This window comes from Olivibacter sp. LS-1, from assembly GCF_008245145.1.
In the GTDB taxonomy this organism is placed as follows: Bacteria; Bacteroidota; Bacteroidia; order Sphingobacteriales; family Sphingobacteriaceae; genus Olivibacter; species Olivibacter oleidegradans.
Window position 1 is genome coordinate 3,548,086 of sequence record NZ_CP041643.1, and the last position, 17,219, is coordinate 3,565,304.

Genomic DNA, 17,219 nt, shown 5'->3' on the forward strand with positions numbered 1-17,219 from the left:
AAAAAGTTTTAATGTCGGGGCCCAGGAAAATTAAAATACACGTTATAAGTTGGATTTCGCAGTAACTTATAACGTGTAAATAACTAACTGTCTAAAATTCTGCGTTATTTGGTGTTCTTGGGAAAGGAATTACATCCCGTATATTGGTCATGCCTGTTACAAACAGCACCAGCCTTTCAAAGCCTAAACCAAAACCGGAATGAGGTACAGATCCGAATCGGCGGGTATCCAAAAACCAATTCATATCCTCTATTGGGATATGCATTTCTTTCATTCTGTTTACCAGCAGATCGTATCTTTCCTCCCGTTGTGAACCGCCAACAATTTCTCCAATTCCAGGGAATAGAATGTCCATAGCTCTTACGGTCTTCCTTCCTTGTTCGTCCGGCTCGTTCATTCGCATATAGAAAGCTTTGATGTCTGCCGGATAATCAGTGAGAATAACCGGTTTCTTGAAATGCTTTTCCACTAAATACCTCTCGTGCTCTGATTGAAGGTCAGCTCCCCATTCTTCTATTAAATACTTAAATTGTTTTTTCTGATTGGGTTTGGAGCGTCTCAATATATCAATTGCCTCTGTATAGGTAAGTCGCTCAAAATCATTATCTAAACAGAAGTTCAATTTAGCAAGTAAATCGAGCTCGGAACGCTCCGTCTGTGGTTTTGATTTTTCTTCTTCCTGCAGACGATTTTTCAAAAATTCCAACTCTTCGCTGCAAGTGTCTAAAGCATAACGAATTACATGCTTTAGTAATTCTTCTGCCAAATCCATGTTGTCTTTAAGCTCATAAAAGGCCATCTCCGGTTCTATCATCCAAAATTCAGCAAGGTGTCTTGTCGTGTTTGAATTTTCTGCCCGAAAAGTAGGACCAAAGGTGTAAATGTTTCCGAAAGCCAAGGCAGCTAGTTCACCTTCCAATTGTCCGGAGACGGTAAGATTGGTCGACTTTCCGAAGAAATCTTCTTTGAAATTGATTGATCCATCGTCGTTACGTGGTGGATTATCAAGATCTAAGGTAGTAACTTTGAACATCTCACCAGCTCCTTCAGCATCTGATCCGGTAATAATAGGGGTATGAATATAGACAAAACCTCGCTCGTTAAAAAAACGATGAACAGCAAAGGACAGGGCATTTCTGACCTTAAAAACAGCATTAAAGGTATTGGTTCTGAAACGGAGATGAGCGATTTCCCGAAGAAACTCTAAACTGTGTTTTTTAGGCTGTAGCGGAAACTTTTCGGGATCGCTATCACCTAGGATGCTTATTTGGCTTGCTTTCACTTCTACGCGTTGTCCTTTTCCAAGCGATTCGATCAAAACACCTTCTACTGAGACGGCCGCCCCTGTCGTAAGACGCTTTAATGTACGCTCGTCCGTGTTTTCATAATCTATAACAACCTGAATATTACCTAAACAAGAACCATCGTTAATAGCCAAAAATTGATTGTTTCTAAAGGTTTTAATCCATCCCTTTACAATAACCGTTTTTCCAAAATCTGTGCTGTTTAAAAGTTCTTTTATCCTTGTGTGTATCATGTTTCTAATTCAAATAATAGGTACTTTAACAATAAACCTCCGAAATCGCTTCCGGAGGTTTATCATATGAAATACGTTGTCAGTAACCAAGCACTAAGAAAGTACTTTAGTTACTAAATCAGCCGCTTCCTTCAGCTGAATTGCTGAGAATACCTCAAGTCCTGATTCGTCAATAAGTTTTTTAGCTTCTTCTGCATTCGTGCCCTGTAAACGAACAATAATAGGCACAGGAATATTGCCAATTTCCTGATAAGCATCAATGACGCCCTGAGCTACACGGTCGCAACGAACGATGCCTCCGAAAATATTGATGAGAATAGCCTTTACATTAGGATCTTTTAAAATAATATTGAATCCGGCTTTGACTGTTTCAGCGTTGGCAGTACCACCAACATCTAAAAAGTTCGCAGGTTCTCCACCGGCAATTTTAATAATATCCATGGTAGCCATTGCCAAACCGGCACCGTTTACCATACAACCGACATTTCCATCAAGTTTAACGTAATTCAAATTGGAGCGTCCGGCTTCTACTTCTGTCGGATCTTCTTCTGATAAATCACGCAATTCAGCATAATCAGCGTGACGGTATAATGCATTTTCATCCAAATTGACTTTAGCATCAACTGCTAATATTTTGTCATCGGAAGTTTTTAAAACCGGGTTGATTTCGAATTGAGAAGAGTCTGTCGCTTCGTAAGCTTTGTAAAGAGCTGCTACAAATTTAGTCATATCTTTAAAAGCCGCACCGCTTAGTCCCAGATTGAAAGCAATTTTTCTTGCTTGAAATCCTTGAAGTCCAATGGAAGGGTCTATTTCTTCTTTTTGAATAAGATGAGGTGTCTTTTCAGCTACTTCCTCAATATCCATACCACCTTCAGTAGAATACATGATAATGTTGCGTCCGCGTGATCTATCCAACAAAACACTCATATAGAATTCCTTGGTTTCGCTAGCTCCCGGATAGTAAACATCTTGTGCGATAAGTACTTTATTTACCTTTTTTCCGGCAGGACCAGTTTGAGGAGTTACTAGTTGCATACCGATGATTTCTTTAGCTTTTTCTCTAACCTCATCGATATTCTTTGCAAGTTTAACACCGCCGCCCTTTCCGCGGCCTCCTGCGTGGATCTGTGCTTTTACCACAACCCAATCAGAATTATAATCTTGTTTTAACTTTTTCGCAGCTTCTACCGCTTGTTCAGGGTTATCGGCAACGATACCTTCCTGAATGCGAACTCCGAAACTCTTCAGTATAGCTTTACCTTGATATTCGTGAATGTTCATTATTTAAAGAATTTTGCTGTAAAAATAGTATTTTATATTGTATATAACAATGGAATAACGGGCTAAAATGGAAGTTTAATTGTGGAGTAGAGGAGTGGTTGAGTGGTGGAGTTGTTGAGTAAGTAAGATTTTAAATTAGCCGATGTGACAAATTAGCGGATGAGCCAATGTGATGATGAGCGATAAATAATTTTTTTGCGTTGCCGGTTGTAAGGAACTTGAAGTGTAGATTGAGTGATGGAGTAGTTGAATCGTCAAGCTTAAAGCTTACTGCTTAAAGCTTACGGCAGGCTTTTGACTTTTTAATTTTGACTTTTTACTTTTCTTACAAAAAAGCATCAATATAACGTTTTTTAATTTTAACGGACTCCGGTTTCTTTAGAAAGTTTTTGTAGCCTGTTGCTGTTTTTATTGCCTTAATAGCTTCCACTCCGTCATAATGGCTTCTAATCTTGTTCAATAAAAAAGTGTCGTTTTGGAGTAAATCGCTTAGGATTAAACGGCCATCTTGTAAATATTTTTTTATAAGGTTTGCGAGTTGCTGATTCGTATAAACGTATAAAGGATAATTGTAAATTTCTTCATTGACCTTTTTTGACAAGCTGTTGATCCATAGCGCTTGTTCATCACCAATAACAATAATCTTATTATCTCTTACTTGTAAATGTTTGATAAAGTGGATGGCTTCCTGACGTTTTATCATGCCATACTGATGGGCATCCCGTAGCGTATAGTCTATGCGATCAGCACATAGATAGGGAAGGGGCTGTTCTAAAATATCAAATTTAGTATCTAATAGGTCTTCCACTTGATAGCCATGTTTCTTCAGAATTTGAGGGATATCCGATTGTGTTAAAACAGTTTCGAATAAACGTTCATGGTAACTTTCCGTATCATCTTCCATAACATAATCGCCCACATGGGAAAAGGCCGTATGAGATAAATCATGTAACAAACCTGCCACTTGCTCCAATTCCGATCCTCCCAATAATTGAATCAGATACATAACACCAATGGAATGTTCCAACCGTTTATGGTGTGCTTGGGGATTTATAAGGAAGATGGCACCACTTTGATGAATGAAGTTCAACCGTTGCAAAACGTCTGTTTTCAATAATTCCTCTTTAAGCGGCGATACCTTGATATTCCCATAGATTTTGTCAATCACTTCCATTTTTTCGATGCTAAAAAAACTATTTATGATTGACAAATATACTAATATTTTTAGTATAATCAAGTCGTTAATTTAGGATATAGGATATAAGACATAGGACATAGGAAGTAAGACATAGGATAGAAAGTCTTGATACTCGATACTTGACATAGGACATAGAAGTTAGACATAGGATATAAATCCTGATACCTCATACCTTTGCCCTGATTCTTGTTTCCAACTGCTATCGATCAACTTCGCCCAAAACGATGTCAATAGATCCTAATATGGCAATAAGGTCGGCGATGAGAATGTTTTTTGATAGCTCCGGTAGAACAGATAAATTATTAAAACTAGGCCCCCTGGCTTTTACACGTCTCGGAATGTCCAACTTGCCATCGGTTATAAAATAGAAGCCGAGCTCTCCCTTGGGATTTTCAGCCCTTACATAATAGTCTTGCGCTTTTGGAGATACTTTTTTAGGGACTAAGCCACGGGGATCAAAATCAGGTGTTCTTTTTAAATCTTTCTGTAATCTTTCCAGACATTGTTCAATAATCTTAACCGACTCAACGATTTCATCAACCCTCACTTTATATCGATCCCAGCAGTCGCCTTTCTTGCCCATTTCACCTTTTCCAATGGGAATATCAAAATCGATCTCCGGATATACCGAATACTCGTCTACTCTCCTAAGATCCCATTTTAAGCCTGAAGCACGGAGCATTGGTCCTGAGCAACCATAATTGATTGCTACTTCCAGCGGCAAAGCGCCAATATTAGCGGTGCGTGAGATAAAGATCTGATTGTTTGTTAAAAGCTCATCCAGTTCAACTAATTTTGGTTTAAAATAGTGAACAAATTCTTTGCATCTTTCTTCAAAACCGACAGGTAAGTCGTAAAACAACCCGCCGATCCAAATATAATTGTAGAGCATCCTTGATCCTGATGCCCATTCCAGCATATTCATAATATGCTCGCGGTCTCTAAAACACCACATAAAAGGAGTGAAGGCGCCAATGTCAATGCCATAGGTGCCAATTGCAATCAGGTGCGATGCAATCCTGTTTAATTCGCAGACCAAAACACGGATATATTCAATTCGTTTAGGAATCTCCTTGTCTAAACCAAGCATCCTTTCGACGCCCATTACAAAAGCATGACTATTATTCATAGAAGCTAAGTAGTCCATGCGATCGGTAAAAGGAATGGTTTTTCCATAATTCATCGACTCGGCATGTTTTTCAAAGCAACGATGAAGGTAACCCATGTGGGGAACAACCTCCTTAACAATTTCACCATCTGAAATAACTTCCAAACGTAGAACGCCATGTGTAGACGGGTGTTGGGGGCCGATGTTAATAATCATTTCCTCCGGGCCTAATTCAGACATTCTTTTTTCGTAAGCGTTTAAAGCAGCTTGTATATCCGTATTATTCACTAATTTGTTGTTTCGAAAGAAGGTTAAATTTTTTGATTCAATTTATTGGAATGCCATGGTAGCTTTCCGCGTCTTGGTAATCTTTCCGTAGCGGATACCCACTCCAATCGTCAGGCAGTAGAATACGTCTTAAATCGGGATGGTCATTAAAGAAAATACCTACCAAGTCATATGCTTCTCTTTCGTGCCAATCAGCTGTACGCCAAATTGTGCTAACGCTGTCAATCGAAGGCAATGTCGATCTTTCACGAAGGTTATCCAATTTTACCTTTAGCGTTAACTGCGTTTTATAAGGAATTGACGCAAGATGATATACAACACCGAAGCCCTCATTAACGCCATAGTCGACTCCTGAAATGCAGGATAGAAAGTCGAACCAAGTGTCCTGGTTCTCTTTGAGTTCTTTACAGACAGCCCGCAGAAAGTCCCGATGAATCACCAAAGCAGGTTGTAATCCTTGCAATTCTTCGTCCACAATACATTCATTGCCGAAGCGGGACGTGAGTATGTTTTTTATTTTCGTAAGATCCATTTGTTTATCAAGGTGCTAAACGATTAATCGCCCATCCCGCACTCGAGGTATTTTTGCTGTATAGAATTCGGTCGTGTAACCGGTTTGTTCTACCTTGCCAGAATTCTATTGTAGAAGGTGTTACCTTATAGCCGCCCCAGTGTGGAGGTTTTGGTACAACCTGGTTTTTATATTTTTCGGAAACCTCTTTAAGATTTTCTTCCAGGAATACTCTGCTCGGAATAACATCGCTTTGAGGCGAAGCCCAGGCTCCCAATTGACTGCCGACCGGTCTACTATGGAAATAAGCTTCCGAACTGGCTTTATCCACTTTTTCTACGGTTCCCTTGATACGCACCTGTCTTTGTAGATCCGGCCAAAAAAACACAAGGGAGACCATCGGATGAGTGGCGATCTCTTTGGCTTTTTGACTATTATAGTTGGTGTAGAAAACGAAGGCACCATCTTCAATATCTTTCAGCAATACGATACGAGCGCTAGGTGAACCATCAGCATCTACTGTTGCTAGTGTCATAGCATTGACCTCTATTACTTGGGCGTTGATAGCCTGTTCAAACCATTGCTCAAATTGGCGAATGGGGTCTTTGTCAATGCTATCTTCAGTTAAGGATGCCAGTCTATAATCCGTTCTAATATCTTCAATATGTAATTCCTTATCCATAGCTTATAGTTCTTTTACAAACTTAAAAAAAACGTAGCCATTTATTCACCTAAACATACATAAACTTTCTTTTATATGAGAATTAGATGAGGGAAAATGGAATGCCAATATAAGATATGTATCAAACCAGGGGATAAGAGACACCTGCCTACTGGCAGGCAACTCATAAGACATCGGACACCAATAGACACCTAATACCTAAAAGCTAACACCTAAAATCTAACAGCTAACATCTAATACCTCAAAGCTAAATTTCGGCCCTATATTTGATAGGATTATATTGATTTTACGAATAGAAATTTATTTCTCATGCTTAGCAATTTCAATCCGCAACAAGGTAGTTTATTACTTTCCGAACCTTTCATGCTAGATCCAAATTTTCAGCGCTCTGTTGTTTTATTGTGTGAACATAGTGACGAAGACGGATCGGTAGGTTTGGTATTAAACCAACCCAGCTCGCTTTTATTGAAGGATGTAATGTCCGATATGCCAAACGCTGAATATCAACTGTTCGTAGGTGGGCCTGTGGGGCAAGATAGTATACAATTCATTCACAAATGTTATGATCGTTTAAACAGTGGCATCGAAATAAAAGAAAATTTATTTTGGGGTGGAAATTTTGAGGCGTTGAAGCTACTGATAAACGATCGTGCCATAGGATTGGACGAGATAAAGTTTTTTATTGGATACTCCGGTTGGTCAGGTGGTCAGTTAAATAAAGAGCTGAAGGAAAACACGTGGATGATAGGGAATAGCTTTGATCCCGACATTGTGTTTGTTAATGATGAAGAAAATTTATGGAAAGAGGCTGTTATTAGTTTAGGACCAAGGTATGCCCATGTAGCAGGTTTCCCTCAGAACCCCATGTGGAATTAGTTTTTATAAGACATAGGATAGTAAGACATAAGACATGAGACACAGGAAAGGAAATCTGATACTTACCTGCCTGCCGGTTGGCAGGTGTCTTGATACTTTATACCTACGTCCTGCTACCTACGTCTCTAATCAATTCTCCCGCTTCAAGCCATATTTTTCGATTTTGCTATAGAGATGGCTGCGCTGAATTTCAATATCATCGGCTGTTTTCGATACATTCCAGGCATTATTTTCTAGTTTGTATTTGATATATTCTCTTTCCGCATAGTCCTTATATTCTTGAAAAGAAGAGAATTGATCAAAATGATTTAATCCATTAATACTTCCGTGATGGTTTGGTTCCGGCGACGAAATAGTTGCACCGTTACCTATGCTGGTGGTTACTTCCGCGCTTTCCAAAACAGGCCCGCCGGGATTGGCATAAGCATACACGTCTTTGTCGGTAATCGATTTATCGCTTAAAATGATAAGTCGCTCTACCATATTTCTCAATTCACGAATATTCCCGGTCCAAGGAAGCGATTTTAACGCATCAATAGCACTGCTCGTTATCTTTTTAATAGGCATGCCATAATCTGTACAGATTTCTTCACAAAACTGTTCCGCAATGATGGGGATATCCGATCGTCTCTCTGAAAGAGGAGGGACGTGTATTAGGATGACACTTAGGCGGTGGTAAAGGTCCATACGGAAATTACCTGATTCGATTTCCCTTAATAGATCTTTATTTGTTGCCGCTATTACACGGACATTTACTTCGATTTCCTTATCGCCACCCACCCGTGTTATTTTATTTTCCTGCAAGGCTCGCAATACTTTTGCCTGAGCAGATAAACTCATATCACCAATCTCATCCAAAAATAATGTACCTCGATCCGCTTGCTCAAATTTACCGATCCGTTGCTTAACAGCAGATGTAAACGATCCTTTTTCATGTCCGAATAACTCACTTTCGATTAATTCCGAGGGGATTGCCGCACAATTCACTTCAATCAGGGGAGAGTTGGCTCGATTTGATTTTTCATGAAGCCATCTAGCCACCAGTTCTTTACCGCTTCCATTGGCACCGGTAATCAGAACTCGGGCATCTGTTGGTGCCACACGATCGATCGTTTCTTTTATCTTCGTAATAGCCTCTGATTCACCAAGTATCTCCCTGGTTTTACTTACCCTGCGTTTTAATACTTTTGTTTCGGTGACCAGCGTTCCACGTTCCAGTGCATTCCTTACTGTGATAAGCAGCCTGTTTAAATCGGGTGGTTTCGATATAAAGTCATAAGCCCCTTTTTTGCTCGCTTCAACGGCTGTTTCAACCGTACCATGCCCCGATATCATAATAAACGGAAGGTCCGGTTTAATAGATTGTGCTTCTGTAAGCACTTCCATTCCGTCCATTCTCCCCATTTTGATATCACATAATACCAGGTTGATGTTGTCTCTTTTGATGATTTCGAGACCATCGAGGCCATTATCAACATCGGTGACCTGATAATCTTCGTATTCTAAAATCTCCCGCAACGTGCTTCTAATCGCCCGTTCATCATCAATGATTAATATTTTAGCCATAAGTGTCTATTGCGTCAAAATCGCAATTTTATGCTGTTTAAGTTCTAAAAAAAAGCAAGCCTATAAGCCGGGTTCTGTCCTCAACCGAAGTTGAGCTTCTATCATTTATCTAGCCTTACAATCACTTGTAAGGTCTAACGACCTACCCATTCTGAATCCGCCTAAAAGGCGAAGAGAGCGAGCAACCCTACGTTCAGAACCTATTTGGTCTTTCAATTCCCGGGGTTTACCGCAATGTATGTCGCCATACAAGGCCGTGAGCTCTTACCTCACGTTTTCACCCTTATCTCGATAGCAATCGAGACGGTTTATTTTCTGTGGCACTTTCCGTTCCCGGGTTTAACCGGGACCTTCCCGTTAGGAAGCGAGATGCTCTATATTGCCCGGACTTTCCTCCTCACAAAGTGCGGCGATAGAACGGCTTGCACCATGCAAACCTACTATAAAAATCTCAAAATAAGAAATCGATTGACCAGTATTTAGTACAAAATCATGCTGTATTTACGATCTTGAACCTATCCAGCCTATTTCTTTCGTACTTCCTCCGGTGTGATGCCTAATTTGTCGCAGCGCAATTTTTTAAATGAACAGCCACTTCTTCCGTGCTTACAAATCCCAAGTCATTGCCAAAAGAATTTCCAACATAGGTTAGTATATAAGCGATTTCCTGATCTGTTAAAGTAGGGTTGGCCGGCATTTCTGTGTCAAATTTCCGATTCTCAATGGTTAGTTCTTCGTGTAAACCGTATTTCACGATACAAGGTAATTCCTTTCGCATCGTATGTAAGAAGGTGGTATCTGTTAGGGGCGGATATAGATTGCCGAGACCTTCACCTTCTGATCCGTGACAATTTGCACATTTTGTGGCAAATAGGGATTTCCCATTCGTGAAAAATTGCGCCTTTTTTATTTCTTGCTCCCCCTGACAAGCATTCATGACGGAAGCGATCAAGGCCACCAAGAAGCCCGCCCATAAAAAGCTATTTCTCATGCCCACCTTTATACTCGCCTAGTAATATATCCATGTCCTGCATCAATTGGGCCACTTGATTATCGTCCGTTCCGTCATAAGCTCCACGTATTCGCTTTTCTTTGTCAACCAAAATAAGCCATCCCTGGTGTTCAAAGCCTCCCGGAGCTTGCGCGTCTTCCTTTGCATAAACCATATACTTATCGGCAATGCCATAAATGTCTCGCTGAGTACCATGCACAAATTGCCATTGATTTCCTTTTACACCGAGTTTATTGGCATATCTTTTTAAAACCCAAGGCGTATCATATTTTGTGTCAATACTATGTGAGAGAATTTTTACTTCCTCATTTCCTTGATACTTATTCAGTACCTTTAATAAGTTTTTGCTCATCACCGGACAAATGCTGGGGCATGAGGTGAAAAAGAAATCAGCTACATATATGCTGTTGTCAAAATCTTTATCTGTTACGATCGTACTGTCTTGATTAATAAAAGAAAATGTAGGAATGGTTTGATATAGCGTATCCGTTACAGTTTTTCCATCTACTTCTTTCGTCACCGGTTCCCGTTCACCAAGAATAGGTAAACGTTGCTGTCCTTTTTGACCACACCCCCATACGAGTAAACTAAGGACAAAAATTAAATACTTGTTCATACTGTTATGATTATTTTTAGGCAATGGATAGCCTACCGCTTCATGGTAGGTTTATTGCCTACTTGTTGTTAAGGTTTGTACTTGGAAAGAATCTCACGGCTTTCACTTTCGGCCGTTGCAAACTTCTCTTTAAGCGCCTTTATTTTTGCCAGTTCGTTTTGTAAATAGGATGCCATCTCTTCCGCTTTTTTGTCCTCCTGAGCGGGCTCAAAATTATGCATCCAATCGGTCATTTCTTCGTTTGCTTCGGTCAGTTTTGATTGTAACTTAAGCAATTTATCTTTCTCTTGTGCAGTATCAAGTGCTGGATTTACCTGTTTTAGACTATCCATTTTTGTGAGTAGAATGCCTACTTTTAAATTGTCGCGCACTAATGCGCCCATTTTTGGCATAATTGAATCATGAACAGCGATCACTTCTTCTTGTAACTGTAAATTTTTGTTGCCGGCGTTATTGCATGACGACGTGACAACACCTAATGTTAGTGAAAGGAATATATATAATTTCATTTGTTATATGTTGTTTAGTTCTGACAAATCCGTGAATTAAGTTTCCTATTAAATAGCTGTGGGCATATAGAATTCCGCTTCTTTTGTGGTATCAACCTTGACAATGCCTGCCAATATCATGTTCACTAACAGTCGTTGCGTTTTTCTTCGCGATAATTTTAGATGTTTACAAATATCTATCAGTGCAACCTTTTGTTTTTCATTCAGAAAAGTGAGTAACTGTTTTTCTTTATCGGTATACGTAATCAGTACCCCTTCTGATTCTCCATGTCTTTTCAATACATCCACTACTACTTTTCCTGCTAGTATACTTTTATCTTTTACACGTATGTAAACCCACCATTTGCCATCATCTCCCAAGGCGTAATGTGGTTTTACGTCGCTTTCAGGTATTTCGGCGATAAGAACCAGCTTGTCGTCAACAAATGTTTCATCAAATTTGATTTCGACCGCCGGTTTACAATATCGATAAGCTGCGCGCTCTAAGATAAATCGCTCTTCGTCTTCGTTTTTTACACCGATTATATGGCCGTCATCAGCAACGCCGATAAGCAATTTTCCACCTTTATTATTAGCAAAAGCAACCAATGTCTTTGCGATTTTGTTTTCATTGCTGATTTTATTCTTAAAATCGAGTTGTTCACCTTCACCTTGTAGTATTGTTGCCTTTAGCCTCATTTTAGTAATGTAAATTGATTAAAAAACGGAATTTCAATGCTCATATAGGATTTTCAGATGCTAAAACATAGGCATTAGTATGCAACCGTAGGTTGTTCCTTATTATATTTTAGATTTCTCACATAAACTTCATTCATCACCTTTGCACAAAGCTCCCCATTTTTATCGACGATATCCAGCATAAATTTCTGTATAAATTTACCGGTCATATCCAGTGTTTGCTGCGCCTCTTCGATTGCATCATCAGTTAGCCGGATTTGGAAATAAAGCGTTCCGCGACCGGGTTTTATGTAATCAATAGAAGCACTCTTTAGCCATACCCGTGTTTTGTATCCTTTACGTCGAAAAATCTGATCGAACAACAACGCAAAAAAAGGATCGGCGGCCGCATAAATCGTTCCCCCAAATATAGAGGAATTATAATTTTTGTTCAGTATGCTATATAGAATCTTTACATCAACACCTTTAAAATCTCTATGAAATCTCTGAACCCAAATTCGTTGAAAAAGGAGGGGGGGATATAAACGCATTACCCATTTTAATGTACGCTCTGAGACCTTCATGTATTAGCTAAATGCGTGTTTGACATCGCTAGCGGAAGTAGCTTGAGGCTAAGATAAAAAGAATTTTACATTAGCCATAATTTTAAATAAACTATCTAGGAGGAGTTGTATAAAATGAGGGTTTTCGTTCTGTCTCGGGCAAAGTGAAATCGGGGGTAAATAAAAGTCTAAGCAAATTTTAATTCAATAAAATTTATATTTTAGCCCCGTATTTTCAATAGACCATTCTTGATGATAGAACAGCATAATAAACAACAAACCACTAAAGTTTGGTTGTTGGTTTTGGTAGCTTCCCTGGGTTATTTTGTAGACATCTACGATCTAGTTATTTTTTCAATCGTTAGAGTACAAAGTTTTAAGGATATAGGGGTGCCATTGGAAAATATGCGTACAGACGGTGAATACGTTCTTAATATGCAAATGATCGGATTATTGCTGGGAGGCTTACTGTGGGGAATTATCGGTGATAAATTTGGCAGAGTAAGGGTATTGTTCGGGTCAATTTTGCTTTATTCACTGGCCAATATGGCCAATAGCTTTGTGAACGATATACATAGCTACGCCTGGATTCGTTTTATCGCAGGCATTGGCTTGGCAGGTGAGCTGGGAGCCGGAGTCACCTTAGTTAGTGAGAGTATGCCAAGGGACAAAAGGGGATATGGGACGATGCTTATAGCCGGTATCGGTGTATTAGGAGCCATAGCAGCCTTTTATGTTGCTGAACATTTCAACTGGCGAAATGCTTATTTGGTTGGTGGTGGTATGGGGCTATTGCTATTGCTGATGCGTGTTGGAACTTTCGAATCAGGAATGTTTACCGATACCGCACAAAAAAATGTTTTAAAGGGAAAATTCTTCATGCTTTTTGAGAATAGAGAGCGCTTCTTGCGGTATCTTTATTGCATGCTTATCGGGTTACCTATTTGGTTTGTAGTAGGTATACTGATTACGCAGGCGCCCGAATTTGGCGTTGCCTTGGGTGCTACGGAAACACTTAGTGCGGGTAAGGGAATTATGTACGCTTACATTGGTATTTCACTCGGTGACATCTTCGCCGGGTTATATGCCCAGCTGACAAAGTCGAGAAAGAAGGCGGTATTTTTCTTCCAACTGTTGATCATCATCAGTTCGCTGTGGTATTTAATGAGCAGTGGTATTACCGCTCAAAAATTCGTTTGGTTAGCCTTTTTTATGGGTTTCTCGGTCGGATATTGGGCTACTTTTGTTACGATAGCCTCCGAACAGTTTGGCACTAATTTAAGAGCAACGGTTGCTACCACGGCACCTAACTTTGTCCGTGGCGCACTCGTTCCAAGCACTTTTTTATTTGAATGGTTTGTCCATCGCTTCGATATTATCATTGCGGCAACCATTATGGTTGTTTTATTGAGCGCCATTGCCATGTTCGCACTAAGCCAATTGAAAGAGAGCTTCGATAAGGATTTGAATTATTTGGAAGAATAGCTTATAGCCGATAGGCTGTCAGCTATCAGGTATCAGCCTATCGACAGGTTTTAGGGTGTAAGGTTTAGGGTGTGTTAGACTTAGGCCAGTGCCCACTCTCATTGCAACTGCTATTATTCAACAACTCAACGACTCAACCACTTAACTATTCAACTATTTTCCAACTTGTGCTTTGAACCAAACTTCCTACGGCTTGTCCACCAAAATAAGGGAGGAATCAAGAGCGGAGCAAATACAAGGGTACTGGTTAAGCCACCAATGATGACAGTTGCCAATGGACGTTGAACGTCCGATCCAATACCGCTGGAAGTGGCTGCCGGAAACAAGCCAATGATTGCGACCACCAGAATGGTCAATACCGCCCGCAGCTGTCCCTTTGAAGTAGTCAATATGACGGCCTTTTGTTCTTCAATAGGCAACGCATAAGTAGAGAGGTTACTAAAGTTTCTATTGAGTGCCGACACGATCAATACGCCTGCCATTACAGAGATTCCGAAGATACTGACAAAGCCTACACCTGCCGAGACATTAAAGTAGTAACCCCTCAGCAATAGCGCTACAATGCCACCGCCTAAGGCAAACAGAATACAACTCATCGTGAGCAAGGTATCCTTGAAGTTTCTGTAAAGCAGATATAGAAAAGCAAATACGAGTCCAATGGTCAACGGAATGGTAAACAACAACTGTTTACCGGCTCTTTCCAGATTCTCGTATTGTCCTCCATAAATAAGGTCGTATCCTTTTGGAATATGCACTTGTGCACCAATTTTTTTCTGTAGTTCTTTTACAAAACTCACCTGGTCTCTTCCTTCAATATTCGTTCTAACGGTGATCATGCGTTTGCTTCCATAATGATAAATATTGGTTTGCCCTTCGATAAAACCGATTTCAGCAAGCTGGCTCATCGGGACCAAGTTACCGGTTGCTGAAGTGACCAATAGATTTTTTAACGCATCAATGTTATCTCTATACTGGGGTAAATAGCGAACAACAATATCATAGCGTTTCGTACCATCGTATATTTCAGAAATGGTTTTGCCGCCGATTGCGGCCTCGATCATGTTTTGGATATCGGAAATATTAATGCCAAACCTTGCAGCATTCTCGCGGTTTATATTAACGGCAATTTGCTCCTGCGGTCCCTCTTGTTCGATATTAACGGATTCGCTGCCTTGCATATTTCTTGCAATATTTGCGATACTATCCGCCTTTTGCCGCATAAGATGCAGATCGTTTCCAACGATGGATACCGCCAGATCCGCCGCCGAGCCGGTAACAATTTCCATTACCTGATCAATAATGGGTTGGCCGCTGGAAAAACTAACGCTTGGCAAAGCTTTGGATAGATCAGCCTTGATGTTGTTAACCAAGGTCGACTTCGCTATGGTATCACTCCAAAGCTTATAGTCTTTGAGCCCGACCAGAATTTCATTTCTATTAGCGGGGAACGGATCGGTTCCGTCGTCGTTGCGCCCTGTTTGCGTAATAACAAAAGCAACTTGCGGATACCTGGAAATTACCTTTCTAATGAGTGGTGCATATTTCGCATTTTCCTGAATATTAATACCGGATGGAAAATTACCTCTTAAAAAGATGGAACCTTCGTCTAACGAAGGTAGAAACTCTGAGCCTAATTTAGCACCAGCTAGAATACAAATAGCAACCAGGAAAAAGCCTACGATTACGGTGCGCTTATATTGCGAAATAAACTTTTGCAAGGTTTTGCCATATAACTTCTCCAGAAACTCCAATAGTTTGTTACGATGTTCTTTCAATGGTTTCTCTTCGTTGTTCAGCGCTTTGTGGTAAACAAAGGAAATCAACACTGGGATAATTGTGAGCGCTGCCAACATGGAGCCTATTACTGCAAACGCCAAGGTTAGGGCCATTGGTGAAAACAGCTTTCCTTCAACCCTTGTCATTAATAGGATGGGCATGTAAGCCAAAATAATAATGGTAACCGAAAAGAAAATTTCCCTACCTACTTCCTGTGCCGAAGAAAGGGTGATTTTAATGATTCCTTCCTTCTTTTCTTCTGCTGTGGCGGTTCGATACTTTCGAATGAGATGCTCCACCATGACGCAAGCTCCATCCACAATAATTCCAAAATCAATCGCTCCGAGCGAAAGTAAGTTCGCAGGAATACCGGTTAGGCGCATCAGAATGAAGGCGAACAAAAGAGAAAAAGGAATTGTTAAGGCTACTACCAACGCGCTACGCACACTCCCAAGAAAAAAGATGAGGAGGATGATTACAATGCTTATCCCTTCAAAAAGTGTATGTGCTACCGTCTCCAGCGAGTGATTGATGAGAAAGCTTCGGTCATAGAGCGGCCTAATACGGACGCCCTCGGGTAGATCATGCGCCTGTACCTCAGCCATTTTTTGCTTCAAAAGCGCCAAAGCATCACTTGGATTTTCATAGCGACGTAAAAGCACAACACCTTCTACGCCATTGCTTACATCTAAACTGTCTGTTGTGACGGTATAACCTAAAACACCATTGGGGGGAGGAGGACCAACCTCAACATTGGCGACATCCCGTACAAAAATGGGCATACCATTTACTGATTTCAATACGATATTTAAGATGTCATTCTCCGATTTGATAGCCCCTAGGCCTCGTACGGCAAAACCTTGGCCACCACGGTTTATAATATTTCCGCCGGTGTTTTGATTATTATTATCAACGGCTGTTTCAATGTCTGCTATACTTAGATCGTATTTACGCAGTTTTTCAGGAGAAGCAAAAATATGGAACTGTTTCATCGGACCACCGAAAGTGGTGACATCAGCAATGCCTGGCGTTTGTAATAAAGCCGGTTTAATAACCCAATCCTGTAAGTCGCGTAGTTGCGTTGGCGTAAAACTCGGCGGCGCTTCTACAACGTAGCGCATGATCTCACCAACGGCAGTGGAGAGTGGTGCCAGCTCGGGGGTGACGCCATCAGGTAACTCAATAGAACCCAAGCGTTCCATCACCTGTTGACGGGCGAAGTAGTCGTCCGTACCATCTTTAAAGGTGAGCTGTACTACACTCAATCCGAAGATAGTTCTACTTCTCCGATCCAGCACATTGGGAGTGTTTTGCAAAGCGCGTTCAATTGGAACGGTTACTTGCTGTTCTACCTCCTCCGCCGCTCTTCCCGGGAATGGGGCAACCACAATTACGTTGGTATCAGCAATATCTGGGTACGCTTCTATTTTAAGTTGCGTAAAGCAGTAGTATCCTACTGCCATGAGTATGATACCGATGGCGACTACGGTCCAACGGTTTTTTAATGAGAATATTAATAAATTCCTGATCATTTTTCTGTCTTTGTTGGCC

At 40.5% G+C, this 17,219-nt stretch carries 15 protein-coding genes and 1 other RNA gene; 2 read left to right on the forward strand and 14 right to left on the reverse strand.

What is annotated here, in order from left to right:
• Nucleotides 1–91 precede the first annotated feature (91 nt).
• The 6 genes from asnS to pdxH form a co-directional block, all read right to left on the reverse strand.
• Entirely contained in the window at nt 92–1,537 is a 1,446-nt protein-coding gene (asnS, locus tag FKG96_RS14490) for an asparagine--tRNA ligase (protein WP_013666598.1), read from the reverse strand.
• A gap of 93 nt (nt 1,538–1,630) precedes the next feature.
• Entirely contained in the window at nt 1,631–2,821 is a 1,191-nt protein-coding gene (gene sucC / locus FKG96_RS14495; RefSeq protein ID WP_013666599.1) for an ADP-forming succinate--CoA ligase subunit beta, read from the reverse strand.
• A gap of 325 nt (nt 2,822–3,146) precedes the next feature.
• Nucleotides 3,147–3,995 (reverse strand): HD domain-containing protein, encoded by an 849-nt coding sequence (locus FKG96_RS14500; protein WP_041387486.1) that lies wholly within the window; start codon nt 3,993–3,995, stop codon nt 3,147–3,149.
• A 223-nt stretch (nt 3,996–4,218) separates the two neighbouring features.
• Nucleotides 4,219–5,367 carry an NADH-quinone oxidoreductase subunit D gene (locus tag FKG96_RS14505; protein ID WP_013666601.1) on the reverse strand — a complete coding sequence of 383 codons (1,149 nt, stop codon included), beginning with the start codon at nt 5,365–5,367 and terminating at the stop codon, nt 4,219–4,221.
• 85 nt (nt 5,368–5,452) lie between these two features.
• Nucleotides 5,453–5,947, reverse strand: coding sequence for an NADH-quinone oxidoreductase subunit C (locus tag FKG96_RS14510; protein ID WP_149105691.1), 495 nt, complete (start codon nt 5,945–5,947; stop codon nt 5,453–5,455).
• A gap of 7 nt (nt 5,948–5,954) precedes the next feature.
• Nucleotides 5,955–6,608, reverse strand: coding sequence for a pyridoxamine 5'-phosphate oxidase (gene pdxH, locus FKG96_RS14515; protein WP_149105692.1), 654 nt, complete (start codon nt 6,606–6,608; stop codon nt 5,955–5,957).
• A gap of 309 nt (nt 6,609–6,917) precedes the next feature.
• Here pdxH and FKG96_RS14520 point away from each other — a divergent pair, with 309 nt between their 5' ends.
• Nucleotides 6,918–7,484: a YqgE/AlgH family protein gene (locus FKG96_RS14520; RefSeq protein WP_013666604.1), complete on the forward strand. Its 567-nt coding sequence runs from the start codon at nt 6,918–6,920 to the stop codon at nt 7,482–7,484.
• 129 nt (nt 7,485–7,613) lie between these two features.
• On the opposite strand, the gene FKG96_RS14525 is transcribed toward FKG96_RS14520, so the two are convergent.
• From FKG96_RS14525 to FKG96_RS14555, 7 genes are all read right to left on the reverse strand, one after another.
• Nucleotides 7,614–9,050 (reverse strand): sigma-54 dependent transcriptional regulator, encoded by a 1,437-nt coding sequence (locus FKG96_RS14525; RefSeq protein ID WP_013666605.1) that lies wholly within the window; start codon nt 9,048–9,050, stop codon nt 7,614–7,616.
• Between the two features lie 47 nt (nt 9,051–9,097).
• Nucleotides 9,098–9,479: RNase P RNA component class A (gene rnpB / locus FKG96_RS14530), an RNA gene on the reverse strand.
• A 127-nt stretch (nt 9,480–9,606) separates the two neighbouring features.
• On the reverse strand, nt 9,607–10,041 hold the full coding sequence (locus FKG96_RS14535) for a cytochrome c (RefSeq protein WP_149105693.1): 435 nt from the start codon (nt 10,039–10,041) through the stop codon (nt 9,607–9,609).
• On the reverse strand, nt 10,031–10,678 hold the full coding sequence (locus FKG96_RS14540) for an SCO family protein (protein ID WP_013666607.1): 648 nt from the start codon (nt 10,676–10,678) through the stop codon (nt 10,031–10,033). Before FKG96_RS14540 ends, FKG96_RS14535 begins: the two co-directional genes overlap by 11 nt.
• A gap of 68 nt (nt 10,679–10,746) precedes the next feature.
• The gene (locus FKG96_RS14545; RefSeq protein ID WP_130857798.1) at nt 10,747–11,187 is read right to left on the reverse strand and encodes a hypothetical protein; all 441 of its coding nucleotides are present in this window, start codon (nt 11,185–11,187) and stop codon (nt 10,747–10,749) included.
• A 48-nt stretch (nt 11,188–11,235) separates the two neighbouring features.
• A complete protein-coding gene (locus FKG96_RS14550; RefSeq protein ID WP_130857797.1) occupies nt 11,236–11,865 on the reverse strand; it encodes a helix-turn-helix domain-containing protein in 630 nt (209 codons plus the stop codon).
• A gap of 74 nt (nt 11,866–11,939) precedes the next feature.
• Nucleotides 11,940–12,428: a DUF4442 domain-containing protein gene (locus FKG96_RS14555; protein ID WP_013666610.1), complete on the reverse strand. Its 489-nt coding sequence runs from the start codon at nt 12,426–12,428 to the stop codon at nt 11,940–11,942.
• Between the two features lie 231 nt (nt 12,429–12,659).
• Between FKG96_RS14555 and FKG96_RS14560 the strand changes: the two genes are divergently transcribed.
• Complete coding sequence (locus FKG96_RS14560; protein ID WP_013666611.1) at nt 12,660–13,892, forward strand: MFS transporter; 1,233 nt, start codon at nt 12,660–12,662, stop codon at nt 13,890–13,892.
• 149 nt (nt 13,893–14,041) lie between these two features.
• Here the strand turns inward: FKG96_RS14560 and FKG96_RS14565 are convergent, their stop codons facing one another.
• The gene (locus FKG96_RS14565; RefSeq protein WP_149105694.1) at nt 14,042–17,200 is read right to left on the reverse strand and encodes an efflux RND transporter permease subunit; all 3,159 of its coding nucleotides are present in this window, start codon (nt 17,198–17,200) and stop codon (nt 14,042–14,044) included.
• Nucleotides 17,201–17,219 lie beyond the last annotated feature (19 nt).

What these genes read in the sequence shown, in the direction of transcription:
- FKG96_RS14555 (WP_013666610.1), bottom strand. Translation starts at nt 12,428, where the DNA reads ATGAAGGTCTCAGAGCGTACATTAAAATGGGTAATGCGTTTATATCCC.
- FKG96_RS14535 (WP_149105693.1), bottom strand. Translation starts at nt 10,041, where the DNA reads ATGAGAAATAGCTTTTTATGGGCGGGCTTCTTGGTGGCCTTGATCGCT.
- FKG96_RS14500 (WP_041387486.1), bottom strand. Translation starts at nt 3,995, where the DNA reads ATGGAAGTGATTGACAAAATCTATGGGAATATCAAGGTATCGCCGCTT.
- FKG96_RS14510 (WP_149105691.1), bottom strand. Translation starts at nt 5,947, where the DNA reads ATGGATCTTACGAAAATAAAAAACATACTCACGTCCCGCTTCGGCAAT.
- asnS (WP_013666598.1), bottom strand. Translation starts at nt 1,537, where the DNA reads ATGATACACACAAGGATAAAAGAACTTTTAAACAGCACAGATTTTGGA.
- FKG96_RS14540 (WP_013666607.1), bottom strand. Translation starts at nt 10,678, where the DNA reads ATGAACAAGTATTTAATTTTTGTCCTTAGTTTACTCGTATGGGGGTGT.
- FKG96_RS14505 (WP_013666601.1), bottom strand. Translation starts at nt 5,367, where the DNA reads ATGTCTGAATTAGGCCCGGAGGAAATGATTATTAACATCGGCCCCCAA.
- FKG96_RS14550 (WP_130857797.1), bottom strand. Translation starts at nt 11,865, where the DNA reads ATGAGGCTAAAGGCAACAATACTACAAGGTGAAGGTGAACAACTCGAT.
- FKG96_RS14545 (WP_130857798.1), bottom strand. Translation starts at nt 11,187, where the DNA reads ATGAAATTATATATATTCCTTTCACTAACATTAGGTGTTGTCACGTCG.
- FKG96_RS14565 (WP_149105694.1), bottom strand. Translation starts at nt 17,200, where the DNA reads ATGATCAGGAATTTATTAATATTCTCATTAAAAAACCGTTGGACCGTA.
- FKG96_RS14560 (WP_013666611.1), top strand. Translation starts at nt 12,660, where the DNA reads ATGATAGAACAGCATAATAAACAACAAACCACTAAAGTTTGGTTGTTG.
- pdxH (WP_149105692.1), bottom strand. Translation starts at nt 6,608, where the DNA reads ATGGATAAGGAATTACATATTGAAGATATTAGAACGGATTATAGACTG.
- FKG96_RS14520 (WP_013666604.1), top strand. Translation starts at nt 6,918, where the DNA reads ATGCTTAGCAATTTCAATCCGCAACAAGGTAGTTTATTACTTTCCGAA.
- sucC (WP_013666599.1), bottom strand. Translation starts at nt 2,821, where the DNA reads ATGAACATTCACGAATATCAAGGTAAAGCTATACTGAAGAGTTTCGGA.
- FKG96_RS14525 (WP_013666605.1), bottom strand. Translation starts at nt 9,050, where the DNA reads ATGGCTAAAATATTAATCATTGATGATGAACGGGCGATTAGAAGCACG.